This is a genomic window from Pseudobacteriovorax antillogorgiicola (genome assembly GCF_900177345.1).
Taxonomy (GTDB): domain Bacteria; phylum Bdellovibrionota_B; class Oligoflexia; order Oligoflexales; family Oligoflexaceae; genus Pseudobacteriovorax; species Pseudobacteriovorax antillogorgiicola.
Window position 1 is genome coordinate 83,943 of sequence record NZ_FWZT01000003.1, and the last position, 21,546, is coordinate 105,488.

The window sequence follows — 21,546 nt, forward strand, 5'->3', positions numbered from 1 at the left end:
AGACTGCAATGAAACATATAGCCCTTATAGTTGCGGGTCTTCTCTCCTCGCAAGCCCTGTCGGCCACAGGTGTGCTAAAAAAAGTTGAGATTAAAGAGATCTATGAAAATAATGGAGAAATGATCATTGAGACTGAAAAAGGGGTCCATCGCATCAAGATCGATGACGCCCTAAAAAACGAGTCTAGCTATGACATCAAGCTTCATGAGCGAAACTTCATCGATGACGAGAGCCAGTTTATTCTAAGGCGTGAACTGTCATTAAAAGAAAAGACAAAGCTCACTCGACTTCTATTCAACGCTAAGTCTGACTATAGCAAACGAAATTTTGAAAAGTCACTAAAGCAAGTTGACGAGGCCTTAGATATTGATCCATGGAATTTTGAACTCTTCAACATGAAGGGATCAATCATGTACATGATGGGCTCTCCAGAGTTAGCCCTAAAATATTGGCAAAAATCGATCTTGATCAATGAAAATCAAGAGAAACTAAAGAGCACCATTGCTAAAGTTGAGAGCGAGATTCCTGCGAAGACCGAAGAAAAGACCATAGTCTTACCGGCTAGCAATGAGGACGCTGTGGATGAGGAGCCTTCTGAACAGGCACCAAAGCTAAAAATCAAGAAGACTGAAGAGGTTGCGAAAAAATGATAGCATTTAATAAGAGTTCATTTTTAGTGATGATCACTGCCTTTTCATACTGCTTCCAAGTTCTAGCTCAAAGTGAAAAACTTTCTGAGCAAATTCGATCCGACTTGGTAAAAGATATTTCAAGCTTGATCAGTGACAATGAGTTCCACCTTATCGTCTCCGCATCGAGTTCTGTTGAACGGGAGAAAGTTCTCCAAAAGGATGATCAGCAAGGTCAACGTATCGAAGAACCTGAACAAGAAGAACTTCCTCCTGGCTTACCAGGTTTTGGCGATGTGGTTGAGCAGAAGAAACCGGCACAAGCGAAAAAGGTAGATTATAAGGAAAGCTATACTTACAAAGAAACTACAAAGATTAATGAAATCCTCGTTAGATTTCTCGTCTTAAGTTCAGTTTCCGATGAAACCACAGCTTTAGCGAAAACGATTATTTCAGAAAAAATTAGTCGTATCTATGGCGTGAAGCCAAACGTCCAACTCGTTAAGACGGACAAACTATTTCCTAATCAAAAAGAAGAACTCGATACTGCAACTTTCCTAAAAGAATTCCTAAACGGCTACGCCGGCAAAATTGTACTTGGAATCCTAGCTTTTATTGCACTCCTGATCATTCTCATAATGATTTCAAAGCTTTTGAAAGAGCTTAAGAAGCTCGGCGATAAGTCAAAGTCCCTATCGGAGTCAACTTCTAATCCGGCATTGGCAGAAAAAGATATTTTTGAAGCTAATCAAGAGCACATTACCAAGATTCTAGAGTTTTTAACGAGCAATCCACTGCTCGGCCGGGAATTTCTACAAGGTTTAAACTTAGATCAAGCAAGTGCACTCTATGCTGCGGTGAGCACCAAGAAAAACAGAGAGCTTCTCGCTCGTAACTTCTCCTTTATGGAAACTGAGCTCCTTAAAAGTGGAGATAAGGCTGGCAATGAGTCATCAACCCTAGCATCATTGGCTGTTGAAGTGGAACACTTTCGAAAAATTCACGAAGCGCAGTCACAGCAACGATTCGGATTTTTGTCTCTCCTTTCAGGAACCGCAATCCTTGACCTGATACCGGAGCAAGATAAGTTTAGCAATTTGGCGGTCGCTTTTAAGTATCTGAATGGCAGTCAAACAGCAGATATTCTAGCCACTCTGAGCAATGATGAAAAAGCCAAGCTCATCCAAGGCATGGGTGCTAAGCGTGATGATGCAACGATAAACAGAGTCGAAGGAGCTTTGAAGGCTGCCTATGAGCAATCGAGGTTGTCTGCTCACGAAACATCCAAGAATGAGATCAATCAAATCAAAGAGATTTTGAATGCTGATCTAAACGCCAAGGAAACCTTAGCGAGCCTTGAAGCTGGTGGTATGAAGATTCCTGCGGCGCTTATGGCTTATAAGCTTAGCTGCCGTGACATTCTCATGCTGGCAAAGGAAGAGCTATCAAAAGTACTAGAAGGCCTGGAAAACGAAGACCTTGTCGCTGTAATTAGCAAGTATAAGGATATTTCTAGCAATATTTTGGATAGTTTGAGTCCTGTAAGAAGACAGGTTGTTGAAGGAATGGCTCTTTCTTTTTCAGCTACCGAAGACCAGTTGAAGCAATCTCAGATGAACCTGCTTCGAAGCTACAGAATCACTTCAGGAATAGGTGAATAATAACATGAAAACCTCATTACAAATGCTACTATCACTCAGTGGCTTCGCATTAATCTTTGCCTCTCTATATCTTGGAGTCTTCGTTCTCGATGGGGTGAAACCTATCGCCTATTTTCTTCATTACCCTTCACTTCTAGTGGTTCTGGGTGGAGTTGTCGGTATCGCACTTAATACCTCCCATTGTGCGATCCTAGCTGAAATGGCTAGAAACTTAGTCATGAAGTCTGCTAGTGGCATGCGTCAGCGGACGAATACAGTAGACTCCCTACTAGGCGAGTTAACCGATATCTACTATAAGGACGGTCCTCAGGGAATCAGTAAGAAAATTGACGAAGATAAGAATTTTGGATCTACTTGGAAGATGGTTGCGGAAAAATTAGAGGCTCGCATAGCCATTCCCGATATTAGATTAATTGTCGAACTCAAGAAGCGGCGACTACTCGCTGCTTTGAATACCCAGATTGCTTTGCTCCGAAAACTTTCTACACTCGCTCCGGCTTTCGGTATGTTTGGTACCATACTAGGCCTAGTAAAGCTTCTCGGTAACCTCCAAGATTTTTCGTCGATTGGCCCTAATATGTCTCTAGCACTATTGACCACCCTATATGGTATTTTCATTGCTCAAGTGGTCATTGGCCCACTGGTAGCGAAGCTAGAAAACCTAAAAGTTGAGAGAACTAAGAATACTGAGCAAGTACTGCTTTGGATCTATATGATTGAGAATCGTAAGCCTGCTTTCTATTTAGAATCTTCGCGAAAAACTCGTTCACGGGTGAAAGCATGATAAACCCACAAGATGACCTATTCCTCAATGATGTAGAGGAAGACCTGGAAGACGATGGGGCCTCCAACGAAGGCTGGCTAACAAGCTTTGGTGACTTAATGAGTCTCCTTCTTGTTTTCTTTATCCTTCTTATGTCGGCATCTAAAGTCAGCACTGTAAAGTTTGAGCAGGTTAAAAACGCAGTGACCGGCAAGGTTCAGGACGGTGAAGTCAACCTGATTACTTTAGCCGAGGAACTTAATAAACAAATCAAGAAAGCCGACCTCGCCGACAAGGTCACAGTCGATCTTACCGACGAATCTGTCGACTTAGTTTTTCATGAGTCACTTCTATTTAAGTCTGGTAAGGCAGAGATTATTGAAGAAAATAAAGCCATCATTCATGAAGTGATAGCTGTATTAAAAAACATACCAGACTACACCAGGATCACCGTCGAAGGACATACCGACAATGTTCCTATCCGAAGTGCCAGATTTCGCAATAATTGGGAATTATCTTCGGCGAGAGCATTGGTCATCGTCCAAAGCTTAGAAGATGTTGGCTTCCCTGGTAATAGGCTAGCCCTCCAAGGTTTTGGCAGCAATCGCCCCCTTGTCCCTAACCTTGATGACGAAGGTAATCCTATTGCTGAAAACCAACGACTAAACCGACGTGTGGTAGTGAGGGTACATTGATGAAATTGATCTATCTGATTAGTCTAGTCTTCATGACATCTTGTGTCACAAAAAAGAGCCCTTACAGGGATCCACCTCACGTAGAGAAATTGCCTGATCCCGCTTTCTTTCATTTTAGCAAGTGGGATTACAAGTGCCTCCCTTTCAAGAAAATGAATCCTGCACTATGGGAAGATGCCCTCAATTTTTACGGCAATAAAGGCTGGGAATTAGTTGGCTTCATGACCCATAAAGGCCAAACATCCGCTTACTGCTTGAAGAGGAAAAGATAGTATGAGTAAACTGTTAGCCTTTCTAGTCCTTCTCTCTACAAGCGCAGCTCTTTCAGGAGCAGAGATCCCTGATAAGAAACCGCTGAAGGAAACCAAGGTTTTTACCTGCAATGTCCTATTCCCAAATGACAGCGTTGCTTTTCGGGAGGAAAGAATCTCCGAGTGCTTCACAGAAGTTGACCCCGAACTCATCACCTATATTCACATCGTCTCGACCGCCTCTACGACAGGAACCGCTGCTTACAATTTAGACTTGTCGGTACGTCGGTCTCAGAAGGTCAAGCGCTTTATCGAGAAGCAATTCCCCAACGTGAAACAGATTCACGAATTTGGTGGCGGGCAGAACCCTCGCTTTGGTCGACAAGCGAGAATTTTCATTGTCGTTCAGCCAAAAACGGAACAAGAAGCAAAAGAAGAGACTCCAATTGTAATTAAGGAAGTAGAAATCGAAAAAGAGCTGATTCTTGCCAAAAGAGGAGCCCGGGGCTTAGAGTTCGCCAATCAGATCGGCCTCGCCTGCGTTGATTGCTATGACCTAGATCACCGATCTTTGGGAGTTAGCCTTCGCAAGCCTATTTTTCTAAAGAATATGCCTAGTATTCGTCTCCTTGGTGGCGTTCAACTCAATCACTTCCAGTCAGCAAGCAAGAAGGACTTCCAAACTCTTGATGGAGAATTCGGTGCTCGCTATGTCCGTGATATCGAGATATTGAAAGATAGCCAGTGGTTTTGCGGAGCATCAGGCCTCGCTGGTTTAGCCACCAACAACGACAAACTAGCGCTCAATGGCGGTCTTCGTACTGAATGTGGATTGGGCTATCAAGGAATTATGGGCAGTTTCCAATACACGCACTCATATCAAATCGTGCACTTTGGATTCAGTCTTGGCTTTGAAATATAAGACAAGGCTCTCTGTAAATGTTTCACTCCTCCTAATGGATCGAGAGGTCACTAATCTAGGACTTCTCTGTAGTCCTTCTTGATCAAACGAATATCCTTGACATCTCTGGCACCGCAATCAAAAATCGGACCATAATCTATAGAAAGGGCGATCCGATTGCTGATCAACGTCGAATAATACTTTTATTTAGTATGTATATTTTATCTTTGCTGCTAGTTATAAGCATACATAGTCCTATAGCACTGGCAAACATAAACTTAACCATGGGTATTGTTCATTATCCTCCCCGTAGCGATCAAGGCCCGCCACCTCATGGTTTCACTATAGATTTAGTCAACGAGATTTTTAAACAATCTAAGTTTTCTCCTAAATACACCGTCGTCAATTGGGCGAGGTCTCAAGTATCGGTCGCCAATGGAAGTATCGATCTAGCTTTGTATATGAAAGGGGTATCTGCTTCTAAAATCTCGGATCAATTGGATATCGGCAAACCAATTTTTCGCTCTCGATTATGCGTCTTTTATAACAAATCGAAGTTTCCTGAAAATATCACTTTCAATAGAATGAGTGATTTTTCTGGAAAGTATATGGGAAATCTTAATGGCTCAGGCCTAGAAGCCTTCTTCAAGAATAATGGCCTAAAAGTGGTCAATACTAGCACACTTTCTAGCCTGTTCAAGATGCTGTCCTTGGGGCGTTTGGACCTTGCCAATGCCGATGATGTCAGCGGTATTCATGCTATATTCAGCCTAGGGAACGACGCCAGCACGAGAATAGGAATGCTCGATAAACCCATTAGCGTGACCGACATTTTCCTAGCCATAGGTAAGCATCGTGCCGACCACCAAATCATTCGTAAGCAGATAGAACAAGGCATGGCCAAAATATTAAAGAATGGCGCCTATAAGAGGTTGCTCGATCGATTGTATATGGGCCTTAAGTATGATGAATCAATTATCCCCTATGATTCATATCAGATAGAAAAGTAACACCTTTTTGCCATACAGCGAGTTCGCTATTAGGCTCACCTGAATGGAAACTTGGAACTGAACTCAAACTCCGCTTGCTTCGTCCATCTAGGCGCTTGCCTTTGGCGACGACTGCTGCTCTTCCTTGATCTTCTCTCGAAGTTTCTTTAAGGCATGGCGAGGTTTATCATAGTTTGGATTGATTTCGATCGCTTTAATGAAAGCTTTTCGAGCACTATCTAGATCCCCCATCTTCCAATATAGTTGACCTGCATTGAAGTACAGCACATACCGAAAGACGTTTTCATGAACCTCGCTGAGAACTTCTTCGAATACTGCAACTGCGGCCTTGGTATCTTCAGTTTCATTCAATACGCGCAACGCTTCATTGTTAGCAAAATAAATCAGTTCGCTGTCGGTCATAGTTTCTTTTAACTTCGGGAGCGATGCGGCTATGTTGCCGCTCCTAAATTCAACTTTTGTCTCTATTTGCTGAGCCACAAGGTTATCTTTATCAATGGCGACCAGCTGCTTCATGTGCTTCTTGGCAGTTTTATACTCCTTAATCTCGAAGTTTGATAGACCGGCGTTTTCCAGTACTTTTATGTGATGTGGATTGACCTTCGCTAGGTCGTTTAAGTGTTGACTAGCATCCAAGAAGTTATTGCGAGCCATCAGTATCTTGGCCATACGGATCTTGCTAGGACCAGACTTAGGGTCTTTCTCTAAAACGTGTTCGAAGCAACGTTGCGCTTGATCATAGTCTTCCTTATGAAGATAGATATCTCCAAGCAGGAGGCGAGCTTTGGGATTATCGGGATTCGCATCTACCAAAGACTTAGTTAGCTCAAGTGCCATATCATCTAGCTTATTAAAGAAAGCCGTTTTCGCATTTCGATAGCCTTCCTCGAATTCAGTCAGATTGTTTTCTATTTTAGACATGTAGTTCAGTTTTTCTTCCACCCGATCCACAGTAAATGGCTTAACAAGGACATAAGGCAGATCCAAGTCTTGCAAGGTACAAATGTGATCACCTGAAACCTTGTCGGCAATGAAAAGGTGAGATTCGAGACCATAGTTACCGGTTTCTCGAATTTTCTGAATAAATACCAGGCCCGACATGGGGCTTACTTCCATTCGAGTGATAAATAGTTCAAATTGATTTCTGATCACATGTTCGTAGGCTTCATCAGAATCCGTAAACGATTTGAACTTATTGAAATTCAAGCCTTTGAGTATTCGCTCATAGAAATCAACTTCATCTTTCGATTTTAGGAGTAAACATATGTTACTATCAGAACTGATCATCTAGTCTTCCCCAATGACTTTAAACCTCTTATTCGCGCTATCTACCTCAGAACTTTCTAGCTGACTCTGAAGCTCACTACGTCGTTTCAAGGCGTCTTCAATAAGGCTCAGTATTTTCTCTGCCGAAAAAGGTTTTTCAATAAAGGTTCCAAGTTCATAGCCTAGTAGTTCGTTGACGTCCTTCTGATTAAACGCCCCTGACATCAGGACAACAACCGTCCCAGCATTCTTTTCAGACCCTCGGATCTCTGATAGAAACTGAATCCCATTTAGTTGAGGCATCTCGATATCCGATAGAATCACGTCAAATTCTTTGCCATTTACGATATCTAGTCCTTTTAAACCATCGTTGGCTGTATCGACCTTCCAGTCCGATTGCTCAAAACGCTCTTGAAGCACCTCTAAGAGGTCTGGATCATCATCAACGATCAAGATCCTGTCCGGCTTTATGGATTTTACCTTGCTCATGGTTCCCTCGAAGCGCTATTTACTTGAGTCTATGAAGAGATCTTTGCCTCCATTGTAGCATTTCTTGTGTTCAGGGAGAAGGCTCCGCGTGCCTATTGGATGAATCGCCAGAGCACATTTTAGTGACTTAGCTCCTCGAGACTGTTTTAGAAAGCTACTGATTTGCTGACTAGTCGGTATGTAGCTATTATTTTTAGTAGAATACGAAAGTTCTATCATCCAGCCGTATTTTTTCGAATTCATTCCTGAAATAAGATTCACTATCTATCTAATTTTACGAACTATTTTAAGTAAAGTCATTTTGGACTTTTAGGAATGCTGATTGCAAAAATGTGAGTGCGATAACAAATTTGAACGGAGTGGACTCAACATGACATTCAAGAAGAAACTGAGCTGGATTACTGTAGGGCTGCTATGTGTTACTTCCTACTCCCAGTCTTGCACTAAAAAGCCAGAGGCACTATTGAATCGAATCGATACGGGAGGCCAGGAGTTTGCTAATCAAGAGCCACCAGGACCCGTAACCCCGGTGGAAGCGGAAAAATTCGACGCAGAACGTCAGAACGAAATTTTTAGCCTAATTGTAGATGGTGTGAGCCAAGAGACTTGTACCGATATTAATCAACGGTCTGAAGCTCGACTAATCACAGCTAATGAATACATACAGTCGGTGGAAAGTTCATTTGGTATTGACCTTGACGATGAAGTCCTGAAAATCAGCTTACCAACAGAAACAGTTCAAGTTCTTGCCTACGACCACCTGAGTAATTTCAATAAGCTTTCTCGGGAGCGTTTAGAACGATACCTGGATGTGAATGTTAAAGTCGCCGAACAAATTCAATCAGATGCCGGCTCAATCATTGACTGTGGTCAACCTAAGCGAGACTGTATTGAATCTTGGCTTTCAGAAACCCTACCTAAAATATGGCGGATGAAAATCGATGGCGAGAGACTCCAACAAGAGATGAAGCTCGTTGATAGCTATGGTACTGACGTCCAGGGTTTAGGACTGCTGGTTGAGAGAATTCTATTGTCTCATAATTTCCTTTTTCGCAAGCAGCTAGGCCTCGATGGACACCTTGATAGTTGGGAAGTTGCAACCGTCCTCGCTGATAGCCTTTGGGCTTCCCCGCCATCATCAAATCTTGTCGCACTAGCCGAAAGTGATAGTTTCAATAATCAGCAATCAGTTCGCCAACAAGCTCAAAGCATGATCAATGATCCCAAGTTCTATGAGGGGGTGAAGCGCTTTGTCAGTTCTTGGCTCATGACTAAGTTGATCGATAGCAAAGACTTTGAAGCAACCGGCAATTCGGAAATCAATGCTGATATCAAAGCAATATTGAAAGAAGAATCGGCCGCATTTATCTATTTCTTAGTAAAATCAGAGCGTGATCAATTTTCAGAAATCTTCGATGCAAACTTTACGATGGGAGATGAGGCTTTCGCGGAAGTCTATGGCCTCACGGTGGGGAGCAACGATATTGAGATTCCTGGAGGTCTCAAGCCATTAAGTTACTCAGAATCAAGACAAGGGATACTCTCTCAGCCTAGCCTTGCAGTGATTACAAGCAACTTGGAAAGTACCAACCCACCGAAACGCGGCAAACACATCATGGAAAAGTTTCTTTGCCAAAGCTTAGAAACTCCAGAAAACTTAGCTGAAGTCGTTGCTAACACACCATTCGACAAAAGTCTAAGCGTAGTCGACGCCTTCCACAAGGCTACAAGCAACGGGAGCTGTGGCGAGTGCCATTCGGTTGTTAATGGAGTTGGATTCGGTATGGAAGACATTGGGCCGGATGGTCGCATCCAATCCACCGATAGCCATGGCTTCGATGTTATGACACCGGGCAACCTCTTTATCTCTATGAAGGACGATCAGTCCAAGACCTTCTCGGGAGTCGCTGGCCTCAGCCAAACTCTAAAGGGAACTAAAGAAGTCGAGGTTTGTCTCGCAGTTCAAGCCTTCCGTATGATCTACGGCAGGTTAGAAAAGGAGCGAGATGTCTGTACTATCACGAATGCATACAAGCGAGCTAGTTCACAAGAACTTGAATTCGACAAGTTGTTTGTTGAGATGATTGTTGAACGCTCACGACTGACGAAGTAGAACTACACCTAGCAGGAGAGATACACAATGGTAAAGCTAACAAGACGAAACTTTTTTAACTATGCCAGTCACACGATTGTTGCTGCAGCTCTTTGGAAAACATTTCAATCTACCCGCGCCTTTGGCGCTCAGGGACGTCGCAAGATTCTGATCTGCACGTCGCCCAATGGACACCATAACTTTCAAGATACTGCCAATGCACTACAGAATGGACTTAGCGATAAGACTAAAGCCCAAACTCTCGTCTTAGAGGGCTTGAACTTTGCGGTCACACAAGGCGGCCTTGACTGGCATTTTGGTGAGACTTGCCTGCTAAGTTTCAGCGACAGCAAGCAACGTGCACCATCGTTCTTTACCGCTCTCGGCCTAAACAATAATGACATCAAATACCTAGGGGTCGATGTCGGTGACCGTCATTACGCTCACGATTCGGGAAGTAACCCAATCAACGCAATACAGGACCCCCAGCTTGCGATGCGCACCTTTTTCGGACGCTCCTTTCAAAGCGTCAATTCCCATGATTTGGCACTGATTCAAAGTGGTAAGAAGAATGTAATTGATCCATGTCTTGATGATGTCAAGCGCCTGCGCAACCTCCTTGGTTCTGACGCTGCCATTTTCAATAACTATTTAGATCAGCTCCAAAAGCACTACAATAGCCTCGCTGAACAAAGCGAAGGCGGAAATTCCGGCGGTGAAAACGCTGAAACCCCAGCAAGCATAGAAGATACTCCATTTGAAGCTCCCACCTGCAACAAAAGTCCAGCACTCAAAGGCGGAGGTTCCGTTGAGGCCAAGCACGAGGATATGCTAGAAGTCGCCTATCAACTCATGGCTTGTGATATGGCACAAGTGATCGTCCTTTCGTTTCTCAACACAAATACCGATCCCCAGCATAACCTTATTCATTCTAATGGCTTTTCCGATGGCGGAGCCTCTTTCAAAGGGTTTACCAACTCAGTACACAATCGCATGGCAAAGTTCGCAAATCGATTGACTGAAGGAGACTATAATATTTTGGATAGGTCTGCGATGGTCTATATCAGCGAAGGAGGAGCCCACGCCGATAGCCCAAATGGCTCTTTCAACACAGGACACCCAACCCACAACATACCGTGTGCCGTCTATGGTAGCTTGGGTGGTGCCATCACTAAGAATGGTATTTTTAAGGCCAACGGTCAGACAAACAAAAACTTATGGCGTCAGTTAGCAGATGCCATGACTCCAGATGGTGAAGCTGATCTAGATAGTATTGGTGGTGGAGGCATTACACCTATCGGAATCTAAATGAGGTATCAAATCAAGTGACTCAATCTTAGCGAGTGAATCGCAAAGTGGGATACTCTATTCCATCACACTCGAAAGGTTTACCAGACAATTTCGCAGCCATCTTGCCCCTAAGGACGAGATGGTTTTTTCGTTTTTTCCACCTTTGTCCAGTGATCATAAATCTTCTGATAACTACCATCCTGCCTTGCTTTCTTTAAGCCTAGATTAAACACTTTACAAAGGTTCGCATCAAGAAATCCTGCTCGAAACGGCGTTGTAGGTAGAATAGAGTGTTTCGTCACAGGTATTTCGGCAACCTCACTATGGCGATCTCGCTCAGCTAGTTGCTTTCGATAGTAATCAAAAATTGTCGACTCCATTACAATAAGGTCGGCTCTTTTAAAAAAAAGTTGTTTGACTACCCCTAATATATTCGAAGACTCACCATAAGACATGACCGATGGGCTATCAACGGCCTTGTTATATTCATCTCCTAGATAGAGCTTAGCATCCTGAAACGAGCTTATCCGAGGTTTGTCTAATTTGGTAATATCTTTGGGTCTTGCAAGACTAGGATAGTTTTGACTTTCCAATGTTATCGCCATATTTTCAAAATTGATATAGACCTCAGTATAACAAAGCCCTTCGACTTCGCTTTGTCGATCGACAATTCCAATTCCCTGTACTTTCTGGTTTTTAAGATAAGTTCGTGTTCTCTTATTTGGAAGAACCCTAACCTGAACTTTGGAGCCAGTCGCTTGAATAAAGTGATTGATAAGATCAACAGCCAGTCCTCGGCCATCGGCAAAAGCAAAAGGTGGAATATCGCCAAAAGACATCGGTATGTCTTTGGCAGCAAGGTTATCCGTAGCGAAAGCCAGTTCTAAGAGAAGTAAAGAACTCATCCATTTCATGATGTTATACCACTTAAATTAAACAGAGTTGATAACATGAAGCTTACCTTTATTGTAAGGTTCTCTCAGAATAAAGTCGAATCTGAATGCTATGGATCGAAACCCTGCTGTAGCTTCTCCAAGCTCAATGGTGATAGTTCCTCCATGGCTTTCTACCAAATGTTTCACAGCATCCAGGCCCACACCGCGCCCTGATACTTCAGTTACAGTAGGCTTTGTCGACAGTCCCGAATTAAAAATCGAGTGAGCTAGGTCCCAATCGCTAAATGAGCGATGATCAATTCCATCCTTTGACAAAGATGCTCTCAGTGCTTGGATATCCAAGCCACGGCCATCATCTTGATAGTGAATCTGCAACCGTTGACCATCATGTAATCCTAGATCAACTTGAATCAAGCCTTGAGGATCCTTGCGCTTCATGAGTCGCTCTTCAGGTGCCTCAATACCGTGGTCAATACTGTTATGAATGAGATGGACGAATACACTTCGTACAGCATCAAATTGATCCCGATCCATAAATATATCAATCTTGGTATACTCAACGATGGGAGTTCGCTTATTTAACTCACTTGCGGTTTCACAAATCCCCCCCTGGATCGACTCAAAAAGATAGTCAAGTCCTAACTGACCATCAAGAATACGCTTAAATTTATTGTGAAAGGGAAATAAGCTCTGAGCTGGCCGACCTGAATCTATTTCTTGGTCGATCTCATCTAGCATTGCCATCAACTGAGGAATTTTCGAATCCTGCCCCAGTTTTTGGAGCTTCTGATCGTAAATATCACGATAGATTCCAATGCAATCTTCTAATTCGTTTAGCCCATGGCGAAGTGTGGAACGATCCCACTTCATTTTGGGGTCTTGACGCAGCATGCTATAAACTTTCTCTGCATTATGTATCGCTTCAGCCATCTGCTTAAAGCCCAATGCGCGGGAGTTACCCTTTAGGGTATGAAGGGTTCTAAAAATACTGTTGATCACTTCAGGGTTCCGCTGACCGTTCAAGTCTATGGCTTCACGAACTTCACCGATGGCACGATCCATACTATACATGAACTCCGAATACCGTTCGGAACCAACAGTCACAATTTCTGTAATCACCGCGAACTGCCGAGACTGGTTTTTCGCTAGTTCTTCTAATTTTCGCACCTCAGTTACATCTTTTACCGACAAAATGATGCGCTCAACGGTACCATCCTGATCAATAATTGGATTCCATTCCAATTCAAGGATCTTTTCCCGGCCCGACGGGGAGAAATAATGCATAGAACTCACAAAAGCTTCATAATTCACGTGAAAGTTCATTTCATGCTCTCCGATCGCCACTCTTAAGGCCGAGTCCATGCGAGCCTTAATGTCATTTGATAAATCGGACGACGAGAATAGAACATCCATAAGTTGGCCATTGGCAATCTGATCAGATTCCAAGATCTGTTCCATTTGCTTCGAATACTCTTGATGTATTAGCTGCCCCGGAGTGATCGTTAAGATCCCCATATTGATGTTTTCAAGCATGGCCTGAATATCATCCTTCTTGCGCCTTAGTTCTTGAGTTCGCTGGTTAACTATAGCCTCCAAGTTTCGATTCTGCTGTTCCAAGAGAACGTTCACATGGAGATTTTCGAGTCTAATTGCAGCCGTACGGGCTAAGTTTTCGAGGACACTAACCAAATAGGGCACTAAGTCGTATTCCTTGGGTACAACTGCCACAATCACGCCGAACCATGATTGATCTTCCTTTACAATGGGAATGTAGACACCTAATCCACTTTCCAGTCTATGGGCCTTAATCTGTCTGGTGCGCAGCGATGCCCTTAGGTATTCGGCGCCCTTGTCCCGCATAAATTCTTTTGACACCATTCGATCAGAGAGTTGGCTTCCTTCCACAAGGCCGTCGTCTTGCCCTTTGCGATAATAACAAACTTTTTCAGTGCCCAGCTTCTGGCCGCAGAACTGCACCAGCAGCTCTTCTATGTTATGAGACTCGTAGAGCTGATTCAGTTTTTGGCTGAGATCGTTGATCTCGATCAAATCACTGATCTTCAGCTGGATCGCATCCCGCATGGCCATAAAATTCTTTGCCAGGTTTCCGACCTCATTGTTTTCCTGAATGACGAAGTTATGATCAAGTTCACCATCAGCGAGCTTACGAGCACCGTCGCCAAGATTACTAAGCGGCTCTTCAACAATTCGTCTAAGGAAAATGCGAACTAATATTGATAGGATCATGATACAGAGACCCCCGAGCATCAAGATAATCACCGCGGTCTCTAGAGCCTCTTTTTGGACTCTTTTGATGGAGAATATGACAAAAACACGACCAATTTCCTCCCCTTCACGAGTCACGATTGCTTCAGAGCAAAAATTATCGTTTGAATCGCAGAACCGTGTCTTTGTTTGGGTATCGCTCAAAGACTCATCTGAGCGATAGATCCAATCGATTTGAGGATCGGTGATTTCCATGTAAAGGATGTCAGGATCGCGAGTAAATTCGTCACCATACTCGACAATGGTATTTTCACTGTAGTTCCAGATTGGCGAGCTCAGAGCTTTGGTCGTCATCCGCATGCTTTGATGTGCACGTTGCTTCAAATTTTCCAAGGCATCATTGAATTGCTTGATCCCAACTGCCGAACTGAGAAGTAGGGTTCCGATTGCAATGGTGCTGATAATCTTGCGGCTAACTTGAACAGCAATGCTTTTGAACTTCAATCAAACCTTCATGAGTCTTTATTAAGATAACGTAAACAAATCTAGAAATCCCGCTCGCAAACCATCAACACAACCAAGAACCACAATTGGATTTACCGATTCTCTCTCCTTCTTAGATCGGTTCGCAGCTGGTTTCCTTAACAAATATATGGAGTGACTTCAACGTTTTCAGGCATATCCCAGAAGCATTTCCCAGTCCAACTTAAATCCGGGGAGGAAAAATCTTTCTTAATCGTAAGAATATATGGAATTGCTTTGAAGCATTTGACGTTTGAAGACCCGCAGCTGGACTGGCTTGATCAAGACAAGGCTAGGAGCGAGGAAGAGGCAATATGTTGATGACGAGCGACAAGGGGTTATAATTTACCAAGGCATATTATACGCTTGTGTTCTCATCATCAATAGCCCCTGGCTCGTTTTAGTCCAAACCTGAAATTGACTATTAATTCCCTTACACTGCGGTATCAGCTCGTTTCTTTTCTTGAAGTCTATTGTTCAAGGCCTCGATGCCATTTGCTGCAACACTCGTCAGATCGAGGATATTGCATCGAATCAGGGTATTAGTATCCTTACATTGTTCGTACGCAAGTTTTTTGCCACGAGACTCAGCCTTCTTGCGTGCCGCACTTACCGTCATGGTATTTTCAACCCTTAATGTAAAAAATGGGGTATCAGCTTCAAGGAAGCGCGCGAGTCGAGGTGAATACACTTTAATGGAGTAGCCCTTGACAATATGCCCAGACACCTCAAGTAGCATTGTAAACCTGGTTAGCTCTAGAATAGTAATGTGTGGTTTCATGGGACTATCCACTATCTCCCCATGAGTGTTGTCTAGTTTGATCCGAACGTCGTCTTCCTCAAGATTCTGTGAATTAGCGCCTCCCATCAATAAAGCAATGGTTTCCCGAAGCTTTTTGGGACTTACAGGCTTGTGGATAAGCTCATCAGCTCCGAACCGCAGTGCCGTATCTCGCAAACCCTCTTGGTGACTTGCGGTCACAAAGCAAAATTTGAAAAACCTCTCAGCCCTCTTGGGAACAATATGAGATAGAACATCAAAGCCATTTTCGCCATCACCTAAGTTGATATCGCATAGAACGAGTCGGATATGGGGGTTATCAAGAAACACCTGTTCCGCCTCAGGGCCATTACTTGCCTCAAAGACTCGATAACCCTCGTCTTCTAGAATCTTACGCAGTAATTCTGTCATAAGGCTCGTGTCTCGACCACAAGCGCAGCATCCCGCCGGTAGTCATCTTCGTTCGCACCTTCCGATGTGGGCACTAATTTCACGGCAGACCCTCCCTCTCTCAACAGCCTCATCGGCTCAAAGTTGAAAGCATTAACTGACTTAGTGGTAAATCTCGCTAAAAAAACTAACTTTGCTCTATTTGGGCCAACAATGATCGAATACGCGCAGTTTCACCATCGATTTTCGTACATGACCGTACTTTTACCGTTGGCAAGGGAATTGCTTAAAATCCAATGAGTAGTTTTAACACCTTGGGAGTACGTTATGTCAAAGATCCGCACAAATCACCCTGTTTCCGAAATCATGACAAGAGAGCCAGTAGCCATTGATCGAACTACTAAGGTTTCTGAGGTTGCAAAGATTTTTTCCGAAAATTCGTTTACCCATTTGCCGGTTTTAGAGTCGGGCCGATTGGTCGGTATCGTGAGCTTGTCCGACCTTCTCAGAGTCAGCTATTCAGATTCATTTGGTCAGGACGAGCGCCAAGTTTGGGCGGTCCTTGATAATATGAAAACCATTGACGATCTAATGACCCAAAACCCTACCACCATCAACCCCAAAGCAACTTTAAGAGACGCTGCAAAAGTCCTAGCCCGTGAAAGTTTTCATTCGCTTCCTGTGGTCGACACTAAAAATGAGGACTTTCTAGGAATTATCACAACAACCGACATCATGGAGTATCTAGCAGAAGCTTGACGAACTCAAAGGCACCTCTGACAGGGGGTGCCCTAGCCCTAATGAAAATACAATCGTCCCATGAATTCTTTTAGACTTATAGTCTTGCTAATCATGTAGTATAAGTCTCTCTTGGGATCGAATCACTTCTAAGGGGTTTCAATGAACAGCACTATACGATTTCTTATATCTATCCTTTTTGCTACCCAAGGCGCGATACTACTCGCAGAAACTCGAACGGAAACCAAGCGTTTCTCGCTCAACGATATCACAGAATTGGAGATGGATTTCTCTCACCTTGATCTGGAAATCGTTGCATCCAATGACGAAAGCATCGGTCTTACGTTAACTCAAGATTTTCAAGGAAATGTAAAACCTGAATGCCTCATGACCATAAGCAGCGAAAAAAGCACAAAAAATCTAAGCCTTGAAACGAAGTTTGTCGAAAGCAGCACATCGCGACGCTGTAGTGTCGATCGTCAGCTTAAAGTACTTTTGGGTTCTACGAAACTGGCTGCCCTTAAACTCGATTTGAATCACGGCAAATTGAAGTGGGATACATTAATAGCTTTGCAAGCAGATATTGAAACCGCTCATGGTAGAAGTGAAATTTCAAGAGCCCAAGTGACTGGGAGCTTCAAACTCGAAGCCAAGCACGGAGACTTAAAAGTTGGTTCCATTCAGGCAAAGTCCGTAGACATTGAAGGCAAGCACGGGGACGCAAATATCTCTGCCATCCGTGCCCTCGAACAAGCTAGCATAGCCTGGCGACATGGAGACCAAGATATTGAAGACGTATCTGCATCTCATCTTGAGATCGTTCAAAATCATGGTGACCTGCAAATTGAAGGCTTTAAAGGTAATACCACAAAAGGTGAAAACTCTCACGGGAGTGCCAAACTTGCCATTACAGCTCAATCGCTACAATGGGAAAGCCGTCATAGCAAGCTGACTCTGAGTGGGAAAGTCAGTAAGAGCGTTAATATTGAAGGAGAGCATGGATCGTTCAATCTCGATGGGCAATTTGGACAGGTTACTCTGATGGGAAGCCACACAGCAATCGAGTTCAGGCAAGCGAGCCTCGACAAAGGCTTTTCCCTAGACGCTCGAACCAGTCATCAAGATATCGATGTTTTTCTTCCCAAGGAGTTTAAGTCAGAGCTTGATCTTCGAGCTGATAAGATCAATATTATCGACTCCGATCGCAGCCAATCATTCGCTAGACGAGTCCAACAAAAAAATAAGGACGCCAGCAGCAATCAGTTGCTGAAGCTTCACAGCTCTCATGGCGATATCAATATCCGAAAAACCCTATAGTTAGCTTTCATAAGAGACTTTCAGAAAGACAAGCCGAGGAATCCGACGGATTGTGGTTTCTCGGTAGCTCACTACATCTGGATAGACTCTCTCTAATCCCATCATCCCCTTGAATCCAACGTCAAAGCTCAGCCACTCACTCCAACCAAAAGAAAGATTTGAAGCGATATCAAAATATGGTCTAGCGTTGTAACGAGGACCGATATACTGAGCCCGGATTCCCAGGCTGGCCTTAGAGTTGAGCTGCCAAACGCCGCCTAGGTTTGCCAGAAAACGAGGTGTGAAATTTACAGCTGGGTCATTGTCACGAACACTATATCCCTGACGCAAATAACTGGTATTTGCAAGGAAAGTAAAATCACTCTGTCGATAGCTCAGTTCTGCCTCCAAGCCATCTCGTTCAAAGCCGTCCAGATTTGAGACCAGTCCATTTCTACGCTGAATAACGTCATCGATCTTATAATAGAAGCCGTTGAGACTGAGGCTCCAGGCTTGGCCCTGGTACTGATACTGTAAGTCGATAGTTTGATTCGTTTCCGCCCGTACTTTTTCCGTACGAGCACGACCATTGCTATCAATGATAGAGTTTTGACTAAACGTTGGGGAGTTGAAACCGGAAGCCTGAAGCAACTTCAACGTTGACTTCTGATCCAACTGCCAGACAAATGACAATCTAGGGGTAAGCTTAGCATCGGTAAACTCATTCTTTGTTAGTCTAGCGCCCAGTATCGTACGAAAATCATGGCTCATGTCCCAGTCAAGTTGCAGATACAGACTGTCTTCTCGTGCTTCTTGCTCGCCATATAGCAAAATACTATCGTAGCCAGGAGTGGTACTGATTCCACCACCAATTGAATCAATAATCGCACCATTAGATTGATCCCGATAGAGGTAATCTCCAGTAGACCTTAATTCGGTTTCAAAGCCTATTAGTACACTCACCTCATTTGATATTTGCCTTAAATCTTGCACTCCAGTGCGAATTCTAAAGTTTTTCCAACCATCACTTGCAAACTCGATTGAACCATCTTCATCGAAACCATAGATTAGAAATAGATCTTCGACTTCTGTTTTCGAAAAAAACAAGTTGTAGTCGAGAAAGACTTTGGTCTGTTCATCACCTTCCTGCCAGAGATATTGGCTACTTAAGAGGGCTGCATAGCGATTGAAAGTATTAGGGCTTATAAGCGTGCCGTTGGTCACAGCATGCTCCTCGCTCCTAAACCAATGCGCTTGAACGTCCAAACCACCAGATTGATAGTTGAAGTAAACCGTATCTCTCTCAATATTATCGTCTAAAGTTCCGCTGAGATTCTCTAGAAAGCTTCCACTACTCTGATCTACCGTAAGACTATTACGAACTTCAAGTTCCTCATAGTCTTTCCGTTCGATGCTGCCATGGATTAGCCAGGAACGATCATCCTCATCCCCGTAAGCACCGTGCACCGCACTGACTCCCCAGCTCCCAAACTGATTGGTAACTAGATTTAAAGAAGAATCTTGCCTGTTGCGAGTAACAACTTTAATCACTCCTGCAGACGCATTGGTTCCATAAAGCACTGCTCCTGGACCTCGAATAACCTCGATTCGTTCAACCAAGTCTATGTGAATGTCGTCGACTGGAATGTCTCCTGTAGCCGCCAACCAATACGGCGTTTCATTAAGTAAAAATAAGATCTTCTGATTGCGGCTATCCACTAAACCTCTAATCTCAACATTTCTGGTGCCATTCAAGCTCCGATTGACCAAAAACCCAGTAAATAGTTCAAGAGCCTCTTGGACACTATATATACCAAGCTTTTTAAGTTGATCTTGAGAGAACTGAGAGACAATGGCAGGCACCTTTTGTAGGCTTTCTTCGTGCACGCTAGCAACGCTCACCTTAGTCCCTAACAATTCCTCTAGTGACATCCCCACCAAATTTTCATCAGCAAATCCTTCATCCCAAAGTACGAATGACGTCAGGCAGATGGTAAGAACTATACACCAAATTTTTCCAAAAAAGATCATATCGCCCTCACTTTGCAAGTGATGACTGCAAGGGCAGAGACTGAGAAAGGGGGATTTGGATGACGAAAGTCGGACCTTCCTTTGCTTGCTTGAAAAAGATATCGCCGCCGATTTCCTTCATATAATTGTAACAACTATGGAGGCCGAAGCCATGTCCATGAGTCTTGGTAGTGAAGCCACTGGTAAATAGCTTATTCACAACTTCCGCAGCAATGGGTTCGCCATTGTCGCAAAACTCTAAGGTATAGAATTCTGCCGTACTTTGCCCGCTCAGTGTGATGATTTTCGGCTCAATATGCTTTTCTGAAAGCGATTCGTAGGCATTGTTGAGGAGATTGATGAGCACATTGATAACCTTACTCTTTTGAACCCTTACCAAGTCGTTGTCCTTCAGTTCTAGATTAAGTTGAATCTTACGATTCTTGATATAGGTTTCTTTAATTGACAGAAAGATATCAATAAGCTGTTTTACAGATACATCTTCGAAGTAGCCCTGGTGTGATGCTAGTGTCTGCTGGAAATGGATGATATCAAGACAAACATTGACATTACTTACGAGCCTGTTGAGGGTTTGATTTGCCTGTTGTTCAGCGTCCCCAAAGTTCTCGAAAAACGTCACATAGAACTCGCTGATCAACTTAAGTCGTTCTAGATTTTCATGATCACGATCAAGAGACTTTTGAAACTCTTTGCTAACCATCAATCCCTTGGTAATGAATTCTTCAAATTGGGTGCTTTCTCGATACAAAGAAAGGTCCGTGTTGATGCTCGTGAGGACATTACCAATGTTGTGTACGGTACCGGAGGCGACTTCAGCCATACCAGCTTTGTGAGCCTCCTCAACTAGTTTTTCTTGAGCTTGCTTAAGGCTTTTCGACTTTTCTTCAACGAGCTTCTCCAAATCTGCGTTGATCCGATTGAGGTCGGCATCCCTCTTTCGAATCTCATCGATCAAACTGATAAAACGGACTGAAAAGGTTTGCAGCTCTTTCAAATAGTAGCTTTTACTTTCAGGGACCTCTTCATACTGGTAATTCTTCTGGGTTGCGACGTCTTCAACATACCTTAACAGACGACTAAATGGGCGCGATACCTTCCGAGACAAAAGCCTTGCCAGCCAAAACAGAATAAATACTAGTAGCAGTACTACCGCACCCAAATAAGCTAGGGTGTCCAGCAACAGATCGAGATGCTTGGTGGCATCCAGATGAATGATCGATCGACCAACGACTTCGCCTTCGTGCCTGATCAAACTCTCGTGGCGATAGAAGCCACTCCAAAGTCCCGGATCGCCATCAAAGGTACTTTCATCAGGCCCCTCCTCTGGGTACGAAACGAAAACTTCGTCTTGTGAGTTAAAGACAACAATACGCCTCACTTGATTTAAATTGCCAAAAGTCGCTATCCCTTGGCTGGCTGACTCACGGTAGTCAAACAATAAGGGCGGGATAATTTCTGAATGCATGACTTTGGTAATGAGCTTCGCTTCTGTGATCTGCTCTTCCCGAAATCTTTCAAAAACGAAAAATAGGATAAAGGCGATGATTAGACATAGGGCTGCCAAAAGACCAATCAAGAAGTTAAAGAAAATAAATTTGTCGATTGTTACATTCTTCAAT

The 21,546-nt window shown here is 43.6% G+C and carries 17 protein-coding genes; 10 read left to right on the forward strand and 7 right to left on the reverse strand.

What is annotated here, in order from left to right; translation table 11 throughout:
• Window positions 1-8 precede the first annotated feature (8 nt).
• The 6 genes from B9N89_RS04870 (at window position 9) to B9N89_RS04895 (ending at window position 5,910) form a co-directional block, all read left to right on the forward strand.
• On the forward strand, window positions 9-650 hold the full coding sequence (locus B9N89_RS04870; RefSeq protein ID WP_132316263.1) for a hypothetical protein: 642 nt from the start codon (window positions 9-11) through the stop codon (window positions 648-650).
• Window positions 647-2,290, forward strand: a complete 1,644-nt coding sequence (locus B9N89_RS04875; protein WP_143478117.1) for a hypothetical protein — start codon at window positions 647-649, stop codon at window positions 2,288-2,290. Before B9N89_RS04870 ends, B9N89_RS04875 begins: the two co-directional genes overlap by 4 nt.
• Before the next feature lie 4 nt (window positions 2,291-2,294).
• Window positions 2,295-3,074: a MotA/TolQ/ExbB proton channel family protein gene (locus B9N89_RS04880; protein ID WP_132316259.1), complete on the forward strand. Its 780-nt coding sequence runs from the start codon at window positions 2,295-2,297 to the stop codon at window positions 3,072-3,074.
• Entirely contained in the window at window positions 3,071-3,748 is a 678-nt protein-coding gene (locus B9N89_RS04885) for an OmpA/MotB family protein (RefSeq protein WP_132316257.1), read from the forward strand. The genes B9N89_RS04880 and B9N89_RS04885 overlap by 4 nt, the downstream gene beginning before the upstream one ends.
• Window positions 3,749-4,021: 273 nt before the next feature.
• Complete coding sequence (locus tag B9N89_RS04890; RefSeq protein WP_132316255.1) at window positions 4,022-4,921, forward strand: OmpA family protein; 900 nt, start codon at window positions 4,022-4,024, stop codon at window positions 4,919-4,921.
• A 263-nt stretch (window positions 4,922-5,184) separates the two neighbouring features.
• Window positions 5,185-5,910 carry a substrate-binding periplasmic protein gene (locus B9N89_RS04895; RefSeq protein ID WP_159455150.1) on the forward strand — a complete coding sequence of 242 codons (726 nt, stop codon included), beginning with the start codon at window positions 5,185-5,187 and terminating at the stop codon, window positions 5,908-5,910.
• Between the two features lie 87 nt (window positions 5,911-5,997).
• Here B9N89_RS04895 and B9N89_RS04900 read toward each other — a convergent pair whose 3' ends face one another.
• Together B9N89_RS04900 and B9N89_RS04905 are read right to left on the reverse strand one after the other, a co-directional pair.
• Complete coding sequence (locus B9N89_RS04900) at window positions 5,998-7,197, reverse strand: tetratricopeptide repeat protein (RefSeq protein WP_132316251.1); 1,200 nt, start codon at window positions 7,195-7,197, stop codon at window positions 5,998-6,000.
• Window positions 7,198-7,665 (reverse strand): response regulator, encoded by a 468-nt coding sequence (locus tag B9N89_RS04905; RefSeq protein WP_132316249.1) that lies wholly within the window; start codon window positions 7,663-7,665, stop codon window positions 7,198-7,200.
• A 370-nt stretch (window positions 7,666-8,035) separates the two neighbouring features.
• Between B9N89_RS04905 and B9N89_RS04910 the strand changes: the two genes are divergently transcribed.
• Together B9N89_RS04910 and B9N89_RS04915 are read left to right on the forward strand one after the other, a co-directional pair.
• Entirely contained in the window at window positions 8,036-9,778 is a 1,743-nt protein-coding gene (locus B9N89_RS04910) for a DUF1592 domain-containing protein (protein WP_132316247.1), read from the forward strand.
• Between the two features lie 27 nt (window positions 9,779-9,805).
• Window positions 9,806-11,065 (forward strand): DUF1552 domain-containing protein, encoded by a 1,260-nt coding sequence (locus B9N89_RS04915; protein ID WP_132316245.1) that lies wholly within the window; start codon window positions 9,806-9,808, stop codon window positions 11,063-11,065.
• A gap of 110 nt (window positions 11,066-11,175) precedes the next feature.
• Here the strand turns inward: B9N89_RS04915 and B9N89_RS04920 are convergent, their stop codons facing one another.
• The 3 genes from B9N89_RS04920 to B9N89_RS04930 form a co-directional block, all read right to left on the reverse strand.
• Window positions 11,176-11,952, reverse strand: a complete 777-nt coding sequence (locus B9N89_RS04920) for a substrate-binding periplasmic protein (protein ID WP_159455151.1) — start codon at window positions 11,950-11,952, stop codon at window positions 11,176-11,178.
• 27 nt (window positions 11,953-11,979) lie between these two features.
• Window positions 11,980-14,673 carry an ATP-binding protein gene (locus tag B9N89_RS04925; RefSeq protein WP_132316241.1) on the reverse strand — a complete coding sequence of 898 codons (2,694 nt, stop codon included), beginning with the start codon at window positions 14,671-14,673 and terminating at the stop codon, window positions 11,980-11,982.
• 451 nt (window positions 14,674-15,124) lie between these two features.
• Window positions 15,125-15,883 carry a response regulator gene (locus B9N89_RS04930; protein WP_132316239.1) on the reverse strand — a complete coding sequence of 253 codons (759 nt, stop codon included), beginning with the start codon at window positions 15,881-15,883 and terminating at the stop codon, window positions 15,125-15,127.
• Window positions 15,884-16,189: 306 nt separating this feature from the next.
• Between B9N89_RS04930 and B9N89_RS04935 the strand changes: the two genes are divergently transcribed.
• Window positions 16,190-16,621, forward strand: coding sequence for a CBS domain-containing protein (locus B9N89_RS04935; protein WP_132316237.1), 432 nt, complete (start codon window positions 16,190-16,192; stop codon window positions 16,619-16,621).
• 141 nt (window positions 16,622-16,762) lie between these two features.
• Complete coding sequence (locus B9N89_RS04940) at window positions 16,763-17,917, forward strand: DUF4097 family beta strand repeat-containing protein (RefSeq protein WP_132316235.1); 1,155 nt, start codon at window positions 16,763-16,765, stop codon at window positions 17,915-17,917.
• On the opposite strand, the gene B9N89_RS04945 is transcribed toward B9N89_RS04940, so the two are convergent.
• Entirely contained in the window at window positions 17,918-19,927 is a 2,010-nt protein-coding gene (locus B9N89_RS04945) for a TonB-dependent receptor plug domain-containing protein (RefSeq protein WP_132316233.1), read from the reverse strand.
• Window positions 19,928-19,934: 7 nt separating this feature from the next.
• The gene (locus B9N89_RS04950) at window positions 19,935-21,545 is read right to left on the reverse strand and encodes an ATP-binding protein (RefSeq protein WP_132316231.1); all 1,611 of its coding nucleotides are present in this window, start codon (window positions 21,543-21,545) and stop codon (window positions 19,935-19,937) included.
• Between the last annotated feature and the right edge of the window lies 1 nt (window position 21,546).

Bases quoted from the DNA above. Each gene is read 5' to 3' on its own strand.
- B9N89_RS04870 (WP_132316263.1), top strand. From the start codon at position 9: ATGAAACATATAGCCCTTATAGTTGCGGGTCTTCTCTCCTCGCAAGCC.
- B9N89_RS04875 (WP_143478117.1), top strand. From the start codon at position 647: ATGATAGCATTTAATAAGAGTTCATTTTTAGTGATGATCACTGCCTTT.
- B9N89_RS04880 (WP_132316259.1), top strand. From the start codon at position 2,295: ATGAAAACCTCATTACAAATGCTACTATCACTCAGTGGCTTCGCATTA.
- B9N89_RS04885 (WP_132316257.1), top strand. From the start codon at position 3,071: ATGATAAACCCACAAGATGACCTATTCCTCAATGATGTAGAGGAAGAC.
- B9N89_RS04890 (WP_132316255.1), top strand. From the start codon at position 4,022: ATGAGTAAACTGTTAGCCTTTCTAGTCCTTCTCTCTACAAGCGCAGCT.
- B9N89_RS04895 (WP_159455150.1), top strand. From the start codon at position 5,185: ATGGGTATTGTTCATTATCCTCCCCGTAGCGATCAAGGCCCGCCACCT.
- B9N89_RS04900 (WP_132316251.1), bottom strand. From the start codon at position 7,197: ATGATCAGTTCTGATAGTAACATATGTTTACTCCTAAAATCGAAAGAT.
- B9N89_RS04905 (WP_132316249.1), bottom strand. From the start codon at position 7,665: ATGAGCAAGGTAAAATCCATAAAGCCGGACAGGATCTTGATCGTTGAT.
- B9N89_RS04910 (WP_132316247.1), top strand. From the start codon at position 8,036: ATGACATTCAAGAAGAAACTGAGCTGGATTACTGTAGGGCTGCTATGT.
- B9N89_RS04915 (WP_132316245.1), top strand. From the start codon at position 9,806: ATGGTAAAGCTAACAAGACGAAACTTTTTTAACTATGCCAGTCACACG.
- B9N89_RS04920 (WP_159455151.1), bottom strand. From the start codon at position 11,952: ATGAGTTCTTTACTTCTCTTAGAACTGGCTTTCGCTACGGATAACCTT.
- B9N89_RS04930 (WP_132316239.1), bottom strand. From the start codon at position 15,883: ATGACAGAATTACTGCGTAAGATTCTAGAAGACGAGGGTTATCGAGTC.
- B9N89_RS04935 (WP_132316237.1), top strand. From the start codon at position 16,190: ATGTCAAAGATCCGCACAAATCACCCTGTTTCCGAAATCATGACAAGA.
- B9N89_RS04940 (WP_132316235.1), top strand. From the start codon at position 16,763: ATGAACAGCACTATACGATTTCTTATATCTATCCTTTTTGCTACCCAA.
- B9N89_RS04945 (WP_132316233.1), bottom strand. From the start codon at position 19,927: ATGATCTTTTTTGGAAAAATTTGGTGTATAGTTCTTACCATCTGCCTG.